This is a genomic window from Nocardioides sp. GCM10030259 (assembly GCF_042666375.1).
GTDB lineage: Bacteria > Actinomycetota > Actinomycetes > Propionibacteriales > Nocardioidaceae > Nocardioides.
The window spans coordinates 118,057-134,889 of the sequence record NZ_JBHTDF010000005.1 but is presented as its reverse complement, the minus strand read 5'-3'; the positions used below and the strand labels follow the sequence as shown (position 1 = coordinate 134,889).

Genomic DNA, 16,833 nt, shown 5'->3' with positions numbered 1-16,833 from the left:
GGCTGTCATGACCACCACCGCCGCCGAACCGGAAGCCGGCGGGGCCGGCTCCGGGGCGGAGCCAGGGCGGAGTCCGCTGGACCCGCGCCGGCCGTTCCGCCGGGCACGACGCGCGCGGCCGCGAACGTCGCTGCTGGTCGAGCTGTCGATGGTGGTGCCGGCCATGGCCGTCTTCGTCGCCCTCCTCGTGGTGCCGGTGGGGTACGCCGTCTACTACTCCTTCACCGACTACAACGGCTTCCCGACGCAGACTCCGGAGATCGTCGGGTTCGACAACTACGTCCACCTGTTCCGCAGCTCCGACGTGACCGGCTCGATGGTGGTGACCGCCGTCGTCGCGGTCGGCGGGTCGCTGCTGGTCAACGCGCTCGCGCTCGGCCTGGCGCTCCTGTTGTGGCGGACGACGAGGTTCACGGCGTTCGCACGGGTCGTGATGTTCTACCCGCACGTGCTCAGCCTGATCGTGGTCGGGTTCCTCTGGGCGGCGATCCTCGGTCCCCAGGGCGCGGTCAACTCGGTCCTCGAGTCGCTCGGCCGCAGCCCGATGCCGTTCCTCAGCGACGAGACCTGGGCGCTCGGCACCCTCGTGTGCGTCATCGCGTGGGCACAGTTCGGCGTGCAGCTGCTGATCTACCTCGCGGGGCTCCAGGCGGTGCCGGACGAGCTGATGGAAGCGTCCCGCATCGACGGAGCCAACCGTTGGCACACGTTCCGGCACGTGACCTGGCCGGCGCTGGGGCCCTCCGTGACCGTCGCACTGGTGACCTCGATGATCTCGTTGCTCAAGACCTACGACGTCGTGGTCTCGCTGACGGGTGGCGGGCCGGCCGGGTCCACGAAGACCTTCGCCTACCAGATCCTGGCCGTGGAGTTCCCGAAGCGTCAGGTCGGGCTCGCCTCGGCCGAGGCGGTCGTGCTGATCCTCGTGGCGGCGATCCTCGCCTTCGGAGTGATCGCACTCCGCCGGCGCGCGGACGGGGCGGCGGCATGAGCGCCGTCACCGACGCTCCGCGCGGGTCGCGCACCCGCACCCGGGGCGAGCGGCGCTCACCCGGGTGGTACGCGGCCGTGACCGCGCTCTGCCTCCTGATGCTCGTGCCGATGTACCTGCTCGTGGTCAACGCCTTCAAGGACCAGCAGGACATCGTCAGCAGCCCCTTCTCCCTCGTTCCGGGTGACCTCACCGTCCAGCACCTCGCGGATGCGTGGAACAACCCCGACTTCAGCATCGCGTTCGGGTACGGCGTGACGTTCGCGCTGGTCGCCTGCGTCAACATCCTGGCCATCGGCGTCTGCGCTCCGGCGGCGTACGTCATCGCCCGGTCGCCTCGGCCGGTTTTCCGGGCGGCGCTGTTGTTCTTCGTCGCGGGTATGTTCATCCCGACGCAGGTGATCCTCGTGCCGGTGATCTTCGTGCTCCGGGCGCTCGGCCTGATGGCCACCTTCCCGGGCCTGGTGCTCTTCATGGCATCGACGACGGTGCCGTTCACGATCTTCGTCTTCACCGGTTTCATCCGGATGCTGCCGTCGTCGCTCGACGAGGCGGCCGCCATCGACGGGGCCGGTCCCTACCGGACGTTGTGGCGGGTGATCCTCCCGCTGATGAAGCCGATCGTCGCGACGGTGTTCATCCTCAACTCGCTCAGCGTGTGGAACGACTTCGCCAGTCCGCAGCTGATCCTCGGACCGGGTTCGGGGCTCTACACCGTGACCACGGGCGTCTACGCGTCCGTCGGCGAGTACTCCGCCGACTACACCCAGGTGTTCCCTACCCTGCTCCTCGCCGTCCTTCCGATCCTGGTGGTCTTCGTCCTGACCCAGCGCTGGGTCATGAGCGGCCTGGCCGCGGGATCCGTCAAGGGCTGACGGCCGGGATGGTCGATAGTCTGACGCCCGGGAACGCCCTCGAGCGGCGGGTCCCCGAGAGAGGGGAGTTCGTCATCGGCAACGCCACGCTCGCGGACGTCGCCAGGGAGGCCGGTGTCTCGACGGCGACCGCGTCGCGCGTCCTGAACGGCAGCGCCCGGAAGGTCGCCGAGGAGTACCGACAGCGCGTCATCGCGGCCGCTGAGCGTCTCTCCTACACCGCGAACCTCGCCGCCCAGGCGACGGCCCGGGGGATGTCCGCGACGGTGACGCTCCTCGTCCCCGACATCACGGACCCGTACTTCTCGATGCTGGCAGCCGGGGTAGGCCAGGGTGCGGAGGAGTCCGGGCTGATGACCACGATGGCACTGACCCGTCGCGATGCGGCGCGCGAGGTCGAGCTCGTGCGCACGCTGCGCGGTCAGCGGCCCCAGGCCATGGTGCTGGCCGGTTCGCGGGACGCCTCCGGCGCGCTGGCGGCCGACCTGGAGCGCGAGCTCGAGGCGTACGTCGGGCTGGGCGGACGGCCGGTGTTCCTCAGCCAGTCGACGTCGCCGTACCCCTCCATCGACTTCCGCAACGGGCAGGCCGCTGCGGAGCTGGCGCGCGAGCTGGTCGGCATCGGCTATCGCAGGTTCCTCGTGCTCGGCGGCCCGGTGGGGCTGATGACGACCCGGGAGCGCCTGGACGGGTTGCGCGAGGGAGCCGCTACGGCGGGCGTGCCGATCGCCGACGATCGCGTCGTCGAGTGCGACCTGTCGCGCGATGGCGGGCACGCTGCCGTGACCTCGCTCGCCGACGACGTGCTCGCGGACGCCGACGTCGTGGTGGCGATCAGCGATGTGATCGCTGTCGGCGCCATGACCGCGCTCCGCGGTCGGGGCGTGCGCATCCCGGAGGACGTCGGCATCGCGGGCTTCGACGACATCCCGGCGGCCCGTGACACCGTGCCTCCGCTGACGACGGTCCGACTTCCCCTGGTCGCAGCCGGCCGGGCGGCGGTCCGCGTGGCGCTCGGCCACGAGGAGCCGCCGGAGAGCCTCGCCGGAACCGTCGTGCTGCGGGACAGCACCCCGCCGCGACGATGACCGGCCCGCTGGTCGTCCTGGCGCCCGACAAGTTCAAAGGCTCTGCCACGGCCTGCGCGGTGGCCGATGCGCTCGCGCGCGGTCTCGCGCGCACGGCTCCCCGAGCCCAGGTCGTCCGGCGGCCCATCGCCGACGGCGGCGAGGGAACCGTCGACCTGCTGCTGGAGCACGGTTGGGAGGAGCGCCGCGCCACGGTCGAGGGCCCGTCCGGCGAGCCCGTGGTCGCACGTTGGGCGCGGAAGGGATCAACCGCCGCGGTCGAGGCTGCGGCGGCCTGCGGGCTCGCCCTGCTGTCCGCCCCGCCCTCACCGTGCACCGCGGTCGAGGCATCGACCCGCGGTGTCGGCCAGCTGCTCGATCGTGCCCTCGAGCCCGGAGTGACCCGTCTCGTCGTCGGGGTCGGGGGCACCGCCACCACCGACGGGGGCCGGGGAGCCGTCGAGCTCCTGCTCGGCGACCGTCTCGGTCGACCACCGGGCCGGTGGGAAGGAGTGCGGGTGGACGTCGCCTGTGACGTGCAGAACCCGCTTCTGGGTCCGTCGGGAGCGGCGGCCACGTACGCGCCCCAGAAGGGGGCGGACCCGGCCACGGTCCGCTCGTTGGAGGTGCGGCTGGCCGGGTGGGCCGCACGCGTGGCTGAGACGTGTGGTCGTGACGTCGCCGCGATGCCCGGCGCGGGCGCCGGGGGCGGTCTCGCCTTCGGTCTGGCAGCCGGGCTCGGCGCCGAGCTCGTCCCGGGGCTCCTGACGCTGATCGAGCTGACCGGCACCGCCGACGTGGTGCGCCGCGCCGACCTCCTCGTGGTCGGCGAGGGCTCGTTGGACCAGCAGAGCCTCTTCGGCAAGGGACCCGTCGCACTCGCTGGTGTCGCGGCCGCAGCCGGCGTACCGGTGGTGGCGGTCGTGGGGCGCAGCCTGGTCGACGCCGGCGCCGCTGCGGAGGCCGGGATCGGGCGGGTGCACACGCTGCTGGAGCTCGAACCTGATCCGACCGCCTGCATGGCGCGGGCAGTGGAGCTGCTGGAACAGGTGGGCGCCGAGCTGGGGCTCGGGTTGTCGACCCTCGTCTGAGCCCGCCTAGCGTCGACGGAACGTCGCCGCTCGTTTCTCCGTGAACGCTCGGCGGCCCTCGGCTGCGTCCTCGGTGGCGAAGCAGATCGTCTGGAGGTCGCGCTCGTAGCGCAGTGCGTCGTCCTCGGACATCGCCGCAGCCGCGCGAAGGTTCACCTTCGCGGTCTCGACGGCGATCGGCGCGCGGGACGCGATGGTGGTCGCGAGCTCACGCGCCCGGTCGAGCAGGAGGTCGGAAGGCAGTACCTCGGAGACGAGGTGCCAGTTCAGCGCCTGCTGCGCGTCGATCGCATCGCCGGTCATCAGCATCAGTGCCGCGTTGCCCGGCCCGGCCGCGCGGGAGAGGAAGGCCGCCATGCCGCCTCCGCCGATCCAGCCGAGCTTCACCTCGGGCGCGCCGAAGCGTGCGGTGTCGACGGCCAGCCGGATGTCGCAGCTCAGCGCGGTCTCCAGGCCGCCACCGAGGGCATACCCGTTGACCGCTGCGATGGACGGCTTCACGAGGCGGCGCAGCGCGTCGCAGTAGTCCACTCGATTCCGGAAGTCCCACGGAGTCGCGTAGCCGTCGAGGGCGGTGACGTCGGACCCGACGCTGAACGATCGGTCGCCGGCGCCCGTCAGCACGACCGCACGGATCCCGTCGTCGCGGTTGCACCGTTCCACGGTGGCGACCAGGTCGCGGGCCATGGCCGGGGTGACGGCGTTCAGCTTGGCCGGACGGTCGAGCGTCACGACGACGACGCCGGTGGTCGGGTCGTGGTCGACGCTCACGGTGCCATCGGTGGCGCTCATCGGAACCTCCTCGGTGGGAATGGGTTGACTGTACGGATATGACGTCATACGTTTCAACTGGTCCGGCCAACGTGATGAAGGAGCAGCCGTGCAGGTCGTGAGGGTCCGCCCCCGAGATGGCGAGGAGGCCCGGGCTGCGGTCCGGACCGAGCGAGGGGTGCACCCCCTCGGCATGGACGTGCACGAGCTGCTGCGCTTCGACTCCTCCGGGTTCCGGACGGCGGTCGAGGCGGCGGCTGCTGCTGACCCCGTGGGCGACGAGCTGGACCTGTGCGCACCGATCGCCGGCCGGACCGAGGTCTGGGCCGCGGGCGTCACGTACGAGCGATCCCGGGTCGCCCGGGTGCAGGAGAGCGAGCGCGACGCCGACGTCTACGACCGGGTGTACGACGCCGAGCGCCCCGAGCTGTTCTTCAAAGCGGCGGCGTGGCGGGTGTCGGGCGATGGTGCGCCGGTGAGCGTGCGCGAGGACTCCGAGGTGAATGTCCCGGAGCCGGAGCTCGCCGTGGTCGCCAACTGCCGCGGGGAGGTCGTCGGCTGGACGATCTGCAACGACGTCAGCTCCCGCAGCATCGAGGGGGAGAACCCGCTGTACCTGCCGCAGGCCAAGGCCTACCTCGGCGCGTGTTCGCTCGGCCCGGGCATCACACCGGTGTGGGAGGTGCCGGACCCGAGGGCGATCGGCATCCGCATGACGATCACGCGCGCCGGCGCGGTGGTCTGGGACGGCGAGTCCACCACCTCCGAGCTGCGGCGCGATCCGGAGGAGCTTCTCGCGTACCTGCACCGCGCCGACGAGTTCCCCGAGGGCGTCGTGCTGGCGACCGGGACGAGCCTGGTCCCGGAGCTGCCGTTCACGCTGCGCGCCGACGACGTCGTCTCGATCGAGCTCGCCGGGCTCGGCGTGCTCGCCAACCCGGTGGTCGTCGGCAAGGCCGCGGTCTCCACCCTTCAGCCGGCGGGCGCCCGGTGACGGCGACCCTGGGCGAGTCCACCGCCGGCGACGTCGCGGAGGCCTGCGCGCTCGCGGCGTCCGCCGCTGCCGGATGGGCGGCGCTGGGCCGCGCAGGGCGGGCCGGCGCACTGGGTGAAGCCGCCGAAGCGCTGGAGTCCCGGGCCGACGAGATCGTTGCGGTCGCTGACTCGGAGACGCACCTCGGACGCGGCCGGTTGACCGGCGAGCTCTCCCGGACGGCGTTCCAGCTGCGATTCTTCGGTGACGTCCTCCGCGAGGGCAGCTACCTCGAGGCGACCGTCGACCACGCGGACGAGTCCGCGATGGGGCCACGTCCCGACCTGCGCCGGATGCTGGTGCCGGTGGGTCCGGTGGCGGTCTTCGGCGCCAGCAACTTCCCGCTCGCGTTCTCCGTGCCCGGCGGCGACACGGCCTCCGCCCTGGCCGCCGGCTGCCCCGTGGTCGTCAAGGCGCACAGCGCTCACCCGGCGACGTCCGTGCTGTGCTTCGAGGCGCTCCGGTCGGTGCTGCCGGACGGCGTGGTCGAGCTGGTTGCGGGACGGCAGGCGGGCCGTGACCTCGTCACCGACGGACGGATCAAGGCCGTCGGCTTCACCGGGAGCGTCTCCGGCGGTCGCGCGCTGGCCGACCTCGCCGCGGGGCGCCCCGACCCGATCCCCTTCTACGGCGAGCTCGGCAGCGTGAACGCGGTGGTCGTCACGCCGGCCGCCGCCGCCGCACGCGGCACGGCGATCGGTGCGGGGCTGGCCGGCTCGTTCACCCTCGGGGCCGGACAGTTCTGCACGAAGCCCGGCCTCGCGCTGGTCCCCGCCGGTCCGGCCGGTGACGCACTCTGCGACGCGCTCGGCGAGGCGGCCGCCGGCCGGGAGCTCACCCTGCTCACCGAAGGCATCCGGACGTCGTACGCCGACGCGGTCGGTCGCGACGAGCCCCAGGGCTCGGTGACGCCGACCATCGTCGAACGCACTGCCGACGGCGTCTCCGCCGAGGACCTGGAGGAGGTGTTCGGTCCGTACCTCGTGGTCGTCCGCTACGCCGACGAGGCGCAGCTCCGGTCGGTCCTCGACCAGCTGCCGGGGGCGTTGACCGCCACCGTGCACGGAGAGGACTCCGACGACCTCGGGCTGAATCTCGCCCGGACGCTGGTCGACCGCGTCGGCAGGGTCGTCTGGAACGGCTACCCGACCGGCGTCTCCGTCGGCTGGGCGCAGCACCACGGCGGTCCGTGGCCGGGCACGAACACGCTGCACACCTCGGTCGGGGCGAGCGCCCTGCGCCGGTTCCTGCGGCCCGTCGCGTGGCAGTCCGCGCCCGCGTCGATCCTTCCGATCGAGCTCCGTGACGAGTGCCCGGGCATCCCGCGCCGCGTCGACGGCGTCCTGCACACCCCGACGAGAGGCTGAAGACCGTGCCCGTGCTCACCGGCTACCGGGTCCTGGACCTGTCCATCGCCATGGCCGGGCCGCTGGCCGCCATGAGGCTCGGCGACCTCGGCGCCGACGTGGTCAAGATCGAGCCCGTCACGGGCGAGTGGCAGCGCCACGCCTCGGCGGGCGGCGCGGTGGGACGCGAGGTGAACGCGTCGTTCCTCTCGCTCAACCGCAACAAGCGCAGCCTGGCCGTCGACCTGAAGACGGACGAGGGCAAGGCGCTCGTGCTGCGGCTCGCGTCCGAGGCGGACGTGGTGCTGCAGAACTACCGACCCGGCGTCGCGGCCCGTCTGGGCGTCGACTTCGAGTCCGTCCGGGCCGTGCGCCCCGACGTCGTCTACGTCTCCATCAGCGGGTACGGCGAGTCCGGTCCGTACGTCGACCGGCCCGGCCAGGATCTGCTGCTCCAGGCCCTGACGGGCGCGCTCTACAGCGCCGGCCGCGCGGAGGACCCGCCGCAGGCGGCGCCGTACTTCGTGGCCGACGCGGTCACCGCGTACTCGGCGTTCGAGGGAGTGCTCGCCGCGCTGCTCCACCGGGAGCGCACCGGCGAGGGGCAGAAGGTCGAGGTCAACATGCTCGACGCCGTGATCGCCATGCAGATCCAGGAGCTGTCCGTGCGCACCGTCGGCGGCATCCCTCAGGTCCGCGGGCAGGAGATCCATGCCCACTCCTACATCAGGGCGCCGTACGGCATCTATCCGACGGCGGACGGTCACGTCGCGCTCGCCTTCGCCGATCTCGCGGTGCTCGCCGACCTCTTCGGCGACTCGGACCTGGCGCGGTTCGACGCGGAGCGCGACGGCTTCCGGCATCGAGACGAGATCTCCGCCGCGGTCGCCGCCCATCTGCGCACCGGCACCACCGCCGGCTGGCTGGAACGGCTCGGCGGCGCCGGCGTGTGGGTCGGCCCGGTCAACTCCTACGACGAGGTGTTGTCCGACCCGCAGGTGCTCCACAACGGCAGCTTCGTCACCTACGAGCACTCGACCGAGGGCACCGTCACGACCCCGGGCTTCCCCTTCCGCCTGAGCGAGACGCCGGCCGCCGTCGTCCGCGGTGCCCCCACCGTCGGCGAGCACACTGCCGAGCTCCTCGCCGAGCTCGGGCTGTCCGAGGACGAGGTCGTTGCCCTCCTGCGCGACAAGGTCGTGGCTTGAGCCGGGGCACCGTCGCCGTCGTCACCGGCGCCGGCGGGTCTCTCGGCCGCGCGACGGCGCTCCGCCTCGCCCGGGACGGTCACGCGCTGGCAGTGAGCGACGTCGACCCGAGCTCGCTCGACGAGACGGCCGCCCTGCTGCGTGAGCTGACCGACCGGGTGCACGCCGAGATCGTCGACCTCCGCGACGAGGGCGCCGTCGCTGCCTGGTTCGACGAGGTACGACGGGCGCTCGGCCCGGTCACCATCCTGGTCAACAACGCGGCGGTCTACCCGACGGCCCCGTTCCTGGACATGGAGGTGTCGGACTACGAGGCCGTGCACGGGGTCAACCAGCGCGGCTACTGGCTGTGCGCCCAGCACGCCGCTCGGCAGATGCTCGACGCCGCCGCGCAGGGCTCGATCGTCAACGTCGCCTCGATCACCATGCACGGCGGGTGGGAGCACCTGGCCGCCTACGTGACCACCAAGGGTGGGGCGGTGGCGATGACCCGCGCGCTCGCGCGTGAGCTCGGTCCGCACGGGATCCGGGTCAATGCGGTGTCGCCGGGTGCCTTCAAGACGGCCGCCGAGGAGATCCACGACGACCCGGAGGCGTACTCCGCGATGGTCATCGAGCGCCAGGCACTCAAGCGCCGCGGCGCTCCCGCCGAGCTGGCGGCCGTCGTGTCCTTCCTGACCGGCCCGGACGCCGCCTTCGTCACCGGTCAGACCATCGAGGTCAACGGCGGCTGGGTGATGTCATGAGTGCTCCGTCCCGGTCCCACCTCGCGCGCCATGCCGGCGACCAGAAGGTCTACGGCGGCGTCCGCTCGGTCGTCCTCGACGACGGGGTCGAGCGCGGCATCCGCGTGCTCGAGTTCACCACCGGGGGCGGCCTCTACTTCGAGGTGCTGGTCGACCGCGCCATGGACATCGGCGTCGCCGAGCTCGACGGGCACTCCGTGGGTTGGCGCTCGCCGACCGGGTTCAGGCACCCTGGCCTGCACGAGCAGGCGGACGAGGACGGCCTCTCCTGGCTGCGCAGCATGTCGGGCCTCGTCGTCACGGCCGGGCTCGACCACACGTTGTTCGGCGGCGAGGTCGACGCGAGCCACTACGCCTACCCGCCCCGGCAGACGGTGCGACACGGGCTGCACGGCCGAGTCGCGAACATCCCTGCCCGGCTCACCGGGTACGGCGAGCGCTGGCTCGACGACGGACACTGCGTGCTGTGGGCCGAGGGCGAGGTCGTGCAGGCCACGAACTTCGGGGAGCACCTCGTGCTGCGCCGCCGGATCGAGGCGGACCTGGGCGGCACCGAGATCCGGCTGGTCGACACGGTGACCAATGCGGGCTTCGAGCGGACGCCACACATGTTCCTCTACCACGTGAACGTCGGCTGGCCGCTGCTCGACCGCGGGACCCGGTTCGTCGCCGATGTCGAGCGCACCCTGTGGCAGAGCGACAGCGTCGCCACCCAGGGGGCGGACCACCTGGTCTTCGACGAGCCGGTGCGCGGCTTCGTCGAGCAGGTCTACGAGCACCAGCTCGTCGCCGCTGACGGGAGGCACCGCGCCGCTCTCGTCAACGACGGGCTCGGCCTGTCCTTCGAGCTCGATGTCGACGCCACGGCGTTCCCGTGCTTCTTCCAGTGGCTCAACCTGCGCGAGGGCGGGTGGGCGGTGGGGCTGGAGCCTTCGACGCACCACGTCGCCGGTGACGCCGCCGCGCGCGAGGCCGGGTCGATGACCTGGCTCGAGCACGGCGAGCAGCGGCACTACGACACCGTGCTCCGCTTCGCCCGGGGCTGAGGCGGACTCAGGAGTCGGTGCTGCCCGCGTGGTCGGGCAGGCGCCGGCGCCGCCACGCCTCCAGGATGTGCACGTTCATCGCCTCCTGGGCGCGCACCGGATCCTGGTCGGTGATCGCGGCGTGGACCGCCTCGTGCTCGCGCAGCGTCAGCGCGAAGGCGTCCGAGAGGTCCACGCCGTGGTAGCGGGAGCTCTCCAGCGCCCGGTCCATCAGCGTGCGCGCGATGCTGCTCGCCAGGCGGTTGCCCGAGAGAGCCATGACGGTCTCGTGGAACTCCACGTCCGCCGCGCGGAAGGCCGCCTCGTCCTCCACCGTCTCCCGCATCCGTTCCAGCGCCCGGTCCAGCTCCGCCAGGTGCTCCGCATCGCGCCGCCGGGCGGCCTCCGCGGCCATCACCGACTCCAGCTGGGCCCGCACCGTGCTCAGCTCGTCCAGGATCCCGAGGGTCTGGTCGTGCTTGATGAGCGCCGTGAGCACGACCCGGTCGAGCGTGTTCCACGCCGTCACCGGGCGGACCTCGGTGCCGCGGCCGCGCTCGATGCTGACCAGGCCCTTCTCCTCCACCCGCTTCACCGACTCGCGGATCACGGTCCGGCTGACGCCGAACTGCTCGCTCAACGGTCCCTCCGGCGGGAGGGTCTCGCCGGGCGTCAACCGTCCGGAGACGATCGCGTCGACCAGCTCCTCGACCACGGCCACGCCGAGCATGGGGTTGGGTGGGCGCTTCTCGCCCAGGACCAGATGAGTGCTCTGCTGCTCACGGGACATGGCCGGAGTGTAGGACCTCATACGTCCGACCCGCTCACGACCTGACCGCACATACGACATCATATGTTTGCTAGGATTTGCCGAGTCCCGCCCCGACGTCCTGAGGAGGTGGCCGCCATGCGGATCACCGGCTATCGCACGCTGACGACCCTGCACCGCTGGGGCCGGCCGATCGGCGACGCCAACGGACACGTGGCGTCGGGCGTGACGAGCATCCCGATCGTGCTGCTCGACACCGACAGCGACCTGGTCGGCGTCGGCGTGGGCAGCAACGAGGACCTCGACCGTGTCTTCCCCGCGCTGCTCGGCGAGGATCCCCGCGCCGTGACCGCGCTCTACGACCGGATGCTGGCCTCGGTCTTCAAGACTGGTCACGCCGGTGCGACGTTCGGAGCCATCGGCGCGCTCGACATGGCGCTCTGGGACCTCAAGGCCAAGGCCGCCGGCGAGCCGCTGTGGCGCCTGCTCGGCGCCGCAGACCGGGTGGTGCCCGGGTACGCCTCCGCGCTCGACGGGCCCCTCGACGACGACGACCTCGTCCGGACCCACCGACGGTTCGCCGAGCGCGGCTTCACCGCGGTCAAGGTCAAGGGCGGGCTCGACGTCGCGACCGACGTACGCCGCCTCGGTCTCGTGCGCGACCTCTACGCCGACGCGCACCAGGTGGTGCCGCGGCTGATGCTGGACGCCAACGAGTCGTGGTCGCGCAAGGAGGCCATCGGGCACGTCCAGCGCATCGAGGAGCAGGTCGACCTCGCGTGGGTCGAGGAGCCGGTCCGCCGCTGGGACGTGGAGTCGCACGCGATGGTGACCCGTGCCGTCCGGGCGGCGGTCGCCACGGGGGAGAACCTCACCGGACTCGAGCAGTTCCGCCCACTCGTGCAGGCCGGCGCCGTCGACGTGGTGCAGACCGGCAGTGTCTGGGGCATCACCCACTTCCTGCGCGTGGCCGCGCTCGCCCACGCCTTCGACCTGCCGGTGAGCCCGGTCGGGTACAACGCCAACCCGCTCGCGCACGCCGCGGCCAGCGTGCCCAACCATCTCGCCCTGGAGGTCCAGGACCTCGACGCCCCGGTAGGTCTGCGCGTCGACCAGGAGATCGCCGACGGCTGCGTCGTGCTCGGCGACGCGCCCGGCCTGGGCCTCGAGGTCGACGAGCTCGAGATCGCGGAGCTGGCCGAGGCAGCCGACTGGGGTCGGGCGCGCGGCCCGCACGTGCGGCCCGAGCGCGCCGGCCGTCGACTGATCTCGCCGGAGCCGCACGTGTACGCCCCCAACCTGAGCGTCGTCGAGCCGATCGCCCGGGCGACCGGCGACTAGGGCGCGGCGTTCGTGTCCCGTCCGCCCCGCATCGACGCCCACCACCACGTCTGGGATCCCGTTCGGCGCCCCCAGCCCTGGACCGACGGGCTGCCGGTGCTGCAGCGGGAGTTCTCCATGGAGGAGCTCGTCCCGCAGCTGCATGCAGAAGGGGTGGACGGCACCGTTGTCGTCCACACCCTGGCCAGCCTCGCCGAGACCCACGAGCTGCTGGCGCTGGCTGCGCGCGAACCGCTGGTCGCCGGCGTCGTCGGCTGGTTCGACCTCACGGACCCGGCGCTCGACGACGTCCTCGCCACCGCGCGGGCCCACGCCGGTGGGCGTCGCCTCGTCGGGGCGCGCCACCAGCTGCAGGTGGAGCCGGATCCCCAGTGGTTGACCCGGCCCGAGGTCGCCCGCGGCCTGACCTGCCTCGCCCGGCACGGGCTCGCCTACGACGTCGTCGTCTCGCCGGGACAGCTGGCGATGGTCGCAACGGTCGCGTCCCGGCTCCCGGAGGTCCGGTTCGTGCTCGACCATGCCGGGAAGCCGCCGATTGCGGGCGGCGACCTCGCCGACTGGGTTCGCGACGTTCGGGCGCTCGCCGCGCACGACAACGTCGCCGTCAAGCTGTCCGGGCTCGTGACCGAGGCCTCCTGGTCCGGCTGGAACGCGGACGACCTCCGGCCGGTCGTCGAGACCGTTCTGGAGGCCTGGGGCCCCGACCGCACCATGCTGGGCTCCGACTGGCCGGTCTGTCTGCTCGCCGACGCCGACTACGCCCGCGTCACCGGGGCCCACGAGCTGCTCGTCGCCGGGCTCGGCCCGGACGAGCGGGACGCCGTCCGCGGAGGGACGGCCCAGCGCATCTACGGCCTGGAGGTCGCGTGAGGACTCGCGAGGTCGGGCGGACCGGGCTCGCCGTCAGCGAGCTCGGCTTCGGCGGCGCGTCGCTCGGCAACCTCTACCGGGCGACCGACGAGACGGGCGGCCGGGCAGCCGGGCAGCCGTCGAGGCGGCGTACGACGCGGGCATCCGCTACTTCGACACCGCTCCCCACTACGGACTCGGCCTCTCGGAGATCCGGCTCGGTCGCGCCCTTGCCGGCGTGCCGCGCGGCGAGCTCGTCCTCTCCACCAAGGTCGGGCGCGTCCTCGAGCGCAACCCGCACCCGACCGGGTCGGACCTCGAGACCGGCGGCTTCGACGTGCCCGACACCTTGCGGCGCCGCTGGGACTTCTCCGCCGACGGTGTGCGCGCGAGCCTCGAGCAGAGCCTCGAGCGGCTCCGTCTCGACCGGGTGGACATCGTCTACGTGCACGATCCCGACGACCACGTCGACCAGGCGATCGACGAGGCGATCCCGGCGCTGGTCGAGCTGCGGGAGCAGGGCGTCGTCGGCGCCGTGGGCGTCGGCATGAACCAGTGGGAGGCGCCGCTGCGCATGGTCGAAGAGACCGACCTCGACATCGTGATGCTCGCCGGGCGCTGGACGCTGCTCGACCGGAGCTCGCAGCCGCTCCTGGACGCGTGCACGGCCGGTGGCGTGGCGGTCGTCGCGGCGGCGCCGTACAACTCGGGACTGCTCGCCCACCACCGTCCGGCGCCGGGCGCACGGTTCGACTACCTGCCCGCCTCCGGGGACCTGCTCCGCCGCGTCCACGTGCTCGCCGACGTCTGCGAGCGCTGGGAGGTCAGCCTGCCGGACGCCGCTGTCCAGCACCCGCTTCGGCATCCCGCGGTCGCGTCGGTCGTCGCGGGCCTGCGCGATCCCGACCAGGCCCGTCAGCTGGTGGCGCGGTACGCCGCCACCGTGCCGGCGGAGGCGTGGGCCGAGCTCGACGGCTGAGCTCGTCGTGCGGCCGGGTGCTGCTGACTCTTGACACATCATACGTATGACGTAAGACTCACTGTGGCGCGCATCACGGCGGTCGCATGGCTCGCTCGGCGCCGGATCTGTTGGTTCGTACTCGGGAGCAACCATGGAGATCAGCCGTAGACAGATGTTGATGGGGACCATGGCTGCGGCCGTGGCCACCGGGCTCGCCGACTTCGCCAGACCGGCCTCGGCCGTGGTCGGCGAGGCGGCCGCCGGGCCGGCCCAGCTGTGGTACCTGGGACCGGCGGGCCGCTGGGCCGAGGCGCTGCCGATCGGCAACGGCCGACTCGGCGGCATGGTGTTCGGTGGGGTGGCCGAGGAGCGGATCCAGCTCAACGAGGACACCATCACCGCCGGAGGTCCGCACGATCCCGTCAACCCCGGCGCCCGCGAGGCCCTGCCGGAGGTGCGTCGACTGGTCTTCGAGGGCCGCTACGACGAGGCCCAGCAGCTGGCGCGCGCGCAGGTCGTCTCGCGCTACTACGAGATGTGCTACCAGCCGCTCGGAGACCTGCGCATCGCCTCCCCGGGCGCGGGCGAGGCGACGGACTACCGGCGCGAGCTGGACCTCGACCGGGCGGTCACGACGACGCGCTTCACCCGCGACGGTGCCACCTTCACCCGCGAGGCGTTCGTCTCGCCGGTCCACCAGGTGATGGTCGTCCGCTACTCCGCCGATCGGCCCGGCGCCCTCGATCTCGACATCAAGCTCGACGGTCCGCCACCGGTGGGCAAGCCGCCGTGGGCCGCGGCGCCGACCGAGTCCCCGGTGTGGTCGACGTCGGTCGACCCGGCGGGTGACCTGGTCCTCACCGGACGGCCGTCACCCCAGTTCGGCGTGGACGCGGCGATCCGGTTCGTCAGCCGCGCGCGCGTCGTCGCGGACGGCGGCAGGACCACCCGGGCCAGCGACTCGGTGTCGGTGCGCGGCGCCGACGAGGTGGTCGTGATCCTGGCGGCCGCCACCAACCATCCCGTCGACGCGCCCGCGGCGCCGCCCGAGGACGTCGTCGCGGCGCAGGTCCAGCGGGCGGCGCGGACCCCCTTCGGCCGTCTGCTCACCGACCATGTCCGGGCCCACCGCGAGCTGTACCGCCGGGTCTCGATCGACCTCGGCACGACGGCCGCGGCCGTCCTTCCCACGGACCAGCGGGTGCAGCAGTCCGCGGCGCTCGACGACCCGGCCTTCGCGGCGCTCTACTTCCAGTACGGCCGCTACCTGCTCATCTCCAGCTCGCGAGAGGGCACGCAGCCGGCGAACCTCCAGGGCATCTGGAACGAGCGCGTGGCCCCGCCGTGGCAGAGCAACTTCACGCTCAACATCAACACCGAGATGAACTACTGGCTGGCCGAGCCGACCGCCCTGCCCGAGTGCACCGAGCCGCTGGTGCGCCTCGTCCGCGGGCTGGCGGAGGCCGGGGCGGTCACCGCCGAGAGGATGTACGGCGCACGCGGGTGGGTCGCACACCACAACTCCGACCTGTGGCGGGGCACGGCCCCGTTCGACGGCCCGCAGGGCGTGTGGCCGGTCGGGGGCGCCTGGATGTGCCTGCACCTGTGGGACCGCTACGACTACGGTCGCGACGCGGCGTACCTCGCCGACGTCTACCCGCTCATGCGCGGCGCCTGCGAGTTCTTCCTCGACACCCTGGTCCCGCACCCCGAGCGCGGCTGGCTGGTGACCAACCCGTCCAACTCGCCCGAGAACAGCCACCACCCCGGCCAGATGCTCTGTGCGGGGCCGGCGATGGACATGCAGATCCTCCGCGACCTGTTCGCCAACACGGCGCGCGCCGCGGCGGTGCTCGGCGTCGACCCGCTGCTCCGGGACCAGCTGGCCGAGGCCGGGTCGAGGCTCGCGCCGCACCAGGTCGGTCGCGATGGACAGCTGCAGGAGTGGCTCGACGACTGGGACAGCACCGCACCGGAGCCGGCGCACCGGCACATCTCCCACCTGTACGCCGTCTACCCGAGCGGCCAGATCGACATCCACAAGACCCCGGCGCTGGCGGCCGCGGCCCGGCGATCGCTCGAGCTGCGAGGCGGTGGGACGGACGACGACGGCTGGGGCGTGGCACTGCGCTCGGTCCTCTGGGCGCGACTGGGGGACGCCGAGCGGGCACATGAGGCGCTTCGTGTGCTGTTCTGGCCCGAGCGGCACAATCCGAACGTCCTGAACGGCAGGACCTACTACCAGATCGACGCCAACCTGGGTGGTCCCGCCGCGATCGTGGAGATGCTCCTGCAGAGCGTCGACGACGAGATCCGAGTGCTCCCCGCGCTGCCGGATGCCTGGCCGCGCGGCGCCGTCAAGGGCCTCCGGGCTCGTGGCGGCTTCACCATCGACATCGCGTGGCGCGGCGGCGACCTCGGCACCGTCACGCTCAGGTCGAGCCTCGGCCACCGCGTGCGCCTCCGCACCCCGGGGCCGGTCTCGGTCGGCACCCGGACGCGAGGCGTCACGCGCCCGGAGCCGAACGTCGTCGAGTTCGACACGGACGCCGACGGCGTCTACCACGTCGAGCCGATGTGACCGGCCGGGCCGGGCTCGAGCCCGGCCCCGGTCGTCGTCCGCATCGTGACGCCCACGCGGTGGGCGTCCTGGCGCGGCGTGTCCCGACGGGCGCTCGGCCCGCCGGGCGGCACGTCGTGCCCGACCCACTGGAAATCACCGAAGAGAGCGGCAGCTCGTGTGCTCGCGGAGTTCCGCGG

At 72.6% G+C, this 16,833-nt stretch carries 15 protein-coding genes; 13 read left to right on the top strand and 2 right to left on the bottom strand.

Going from position 1 to position 16,833, the window contains the following annotated elements; all coding sequences use genetic code 11:
- The first annotated feature begins 7 nt into the window (after positions 1–7).
- Genes ACFQQI_RS05135 through ACFQQI_RS05120 form a run of 4 tightly spaced genes read left to right on the top strand, consistent with a single transcriptional unit; the run spans position 8 to position 4,024 of the window.
- A complete protein-coding gene (locus ACFQQI_RS05135; protein ID WP_378558897.1) occupies positions 8–991 on the top strand; it encodes a carbohydrate ABC transporter permease in 984 nt (327 codons plus the stop codon).
- On the top strand, positions 988–1,866 hold the full coding sequence (locus ACFQQI_RS05130) for a carbohydrate ABC transporter permease (protein WP_378558894.1): 879 nt from the start codon (positions 988–990) through the stop codon (positions 1,864–1,866). Before ACFQQI_RS05135 ends, ACFQQI_RS05130 begins: the two co-directional genes overlap by 4 nt.
- A gap of 8 nt (positions 1,867–1,874) precedes the next feature.
- The gene (locus ACFQQI_RS05125) at positions 1,875–2,954 is read left to right on the top strand and encodes a LacI family DNA-binding transcriptional regulator (RefSeq protein ID WP_378558891.1); all 1,080 of its coding nucleotides are present in this window, start codon (positions 1,875–1,877) and stop codon (positions 2,952–2,954) included.
- Entirely contained in the window at positions 2,951–4,024 is a 1,074-nt protein-coding gene (locus ACFQQI_RS05120) for a glycerate kinase (protein WP_378558888.1), read from the top strand. Before ACFQQI_RS05125 ends, ACFQQI_RS05120 begins: the two co-directional genes overlap by 4 nt.
- A gap of 6 nt (positions 4,025–4,030) precedes the next feature.
- Here ACFQQI_RS05120 and ACFQQI_RS05115 read toward each other — a convergent pair whose 3' ends face one another.
- A complete protein-coding gene (locus tag ACFQQI_RS05115; RefSeq protein ID WP_378558885.1) occupies positions 4,031–4,816 on the bottom strand; it encodes an enoyl-CoA hydratase/isomerase family protein in 786 nt (261 codons plus the stop codon).
- Between the two features lie 88 nt (positions 4,817–4,904).
- Between ACFQQI_RS05115 and ACFQQI_RS05110 the strand changes: the two genes are divergently transcribed.
- The 5 genes from ACFQQI_RS05110 to ACFQQI_RS05090 are packed head-to-tail and all read left to right on the top strand — an operon-like array spanning position 4,905 to position 10,174.
- Positions 4,905–5,789, top strand: a complete 885-nt coding sequence (locus tag ACFQQI_RS05110; protein WP_378558882.1) for a fumarylacetoacetate hydrolase family protein — start codon at positions 4,905–4,907, stop codon at positions 5,787–5,789.
- Positions 5,786–7,195 carry an aldehyde dehydrogenase family protein gene (locus tag ACFQQI_RS05105; RefSeq protein ID WP_378558879.1) on the top strand — a complete coding sequence of 470 codons (1,410 nt, stop codon included), beginning with the start codon at positions 5,786–5,788 and terminating at the stop codon, positions 7,193–7,195. The genes ACFQQI_RS05110 and ACFQQI_RS05105 overlap by 4 nt, the downstream gene beginning before the upstream one ends.
- Positions 7,196–7,200: 5 nt before the next feature.
- Positions 7,201–8,382: a CaiB/BaiF CoA transferase family protein gene (locus ACFQQI_RS05100; RefSeq protein WP_378558876.1), complete on the top strand. Its 1,182-nt coding sequence runs from the start codon at positions 7,201–7,203 to the stop codon at positions 8,380–8,382.
- Positions 8,379–9,128, top strand: coding sequence for an SDR family NAD(P)-dependent oxidoreductase (locus ACFQQI_RS05095; RefSeq protein ID WP_378558873.1), 750 nt, complete (start codon positions 8,379–8,381; stop codon positions 9,126–9,128). The genes ACFQQI_RS05100 and ACFQQI_RS05095 overlap by 4 nt, the downstream gene beginning before the upstream one ends.
- Positions 9,125–10,174, top strand: a complete 1,050-nt coding sequence (locus ACFQQI_RS05090; protein WP_378558870.1) for an aldose 1-epimerase family protein — start codon at positions 9,125–9,127, stop codon at positions 10,172–10,174. Before ACFQQI_RS05095 ends, ACFQQI_RS05090 begins: the two co-directional genes overlap by 4 nt.
- A 7-nt stretch (positions 10,175–10,181) precedes the next feature.
- Here ACFQQI_RS05090 and ACFQQI_RS05085 read toward each other — a convergent pair whose 3' ends face one another.
- On the bottom strand, positions 10,182–10,943 hold the full coding sequence (locus tag ACFQQI_RS05085) for a FadR/GntR family transcriptional regulator (RefSeq protein ID WP_378558868.1): 762 nt from the start codon (positions 10,941–10,943) through the stop codon (positions 10,182–10,184).
- A gap of 117 nt (positions 10,944–11,060) precedes the next feature.
- On the opposite strand from ACFQQI_RS05085, the gene ACFQQI_RS05080 reads away from it, so the two are divergent.
- From ACFQQI_RS05080 to ACFQQI_RS05065, 4 genes are all read left to right on the top strand, one after another.
- Positions 11,061–12,263 carry a mandelate racemase/muconate lactonizing enzyme family protein gene (locus ACFQQI_RS05080; protein WP_378558865.1) on the top strand — a complete coding sequence of 401 codons (1,203 nt, stop codon included), beginning with the start codon at positions 11,061–11,063 and terminating at the stop codon, positions 12,261–12,263.
- Positions 12,264–12,275: 12 nt separating this feature from the next.
- Positions 12,276–13,133 (top strand): amidohydrolase family protein, encoded by an 858-nt coding sequence (locus ACFQQI_RS05075; protein WP_378558862.1) that lies wholly within the window; start codon positions 12,276–12,278, stop codon positions 13,131–13,133.
- Positions 13,134–13,275: 142 nt separating this feature from the next.
- Positions 13,276–14,091: an aldo/keto reductase gene (locus tag ACFQQI_RS05070; protein WP_378559875.1), complete on the top strand. Its 816-nt coding sequence runs from the start codon at positions 13,276–13,278 to the stop codon at positions 14,089–14,091.
- Between the two features lie 160 nt (positions 14,092–14,251).
- The gene (locus ACFQQI_RS05065) at positions 14,252–16,654 is read left to right on the top strand and encodes a glycoside hydrolase N-terminal domain-containing protein (protein ID WP_378558859.1); all 2,403 of its coding nucleotides are present in this window, start codon (positions 14,252–14,254) and stop codon (positions 16,652–16,654) included.
- Positions 16,655–16,833: the final 179 nt, after the last annotated feature.

Coding starts and splice junctions, on each gene's coding strand:
- ACFQQI_RS05135 (WP_378558897.1), top strand. CDS start 8: ATGACCACCACCGCCGCCGAACCGGAAGCCGGCGGGGCCGGCTCCGGG.
- ACFQQI_RS05130 (WP_378558894.1), top strand. CDS start 988: ATGAGCGCCGTCACCGACGCTCCGCGCGGGTCGCGCACCCGCACCCGG.
- ACFQQI_RS05125 (WP_378558891.1), top strand. CDS start 1,875: ATGGTCGATAGTCTGACGCCCGGGAACGCCCTCGAGCGGCGGGTCCCC.
- ACFQQI_RS05120 (WP_378558888.1), top strand. CDS start 2,951: ATGACCGGCCCGCTGGTCGTCCTGGCGCCCGACAAGTTCAAAGGCTCT.
- ACFQQI_RS05115 (WP_378558885.1), bottom strand. CDS start 4,816: ATGAGCGCCACCGATGGCACCGTGAGCGTCGACCACGACCCGACCACC.
- ACFQQI_RS05090 (WP_378558870.1), top strand. CDS start 9,125: ATGAGTGCTCCGTCCCGGTCCCACCTCGCGCGCCATGCCGGCGACCAG.
- ACFQQI_RS05085 (WP_378558868.1), bottom strand. CDS start 10,943: ATGTCCCGTGAGCAGCAGAGCACTCATCTGGTCCTGGGCGAGAAGCGC.
- ACFQQI_RS05080 (WP_378558865.1), top strand. CDS start 11,061: ATGCGGATCACCGGCTATCGCACGCTGACGACCCTGCACCGCTGGGGC.
- ACFQQI_RS05065 (WP_378558859.1), top strand. CDS start 14,252: ATGGGGACCATGGCTGCGGCCGTGGCCACCGGGCTCGCCGACTTCGCC.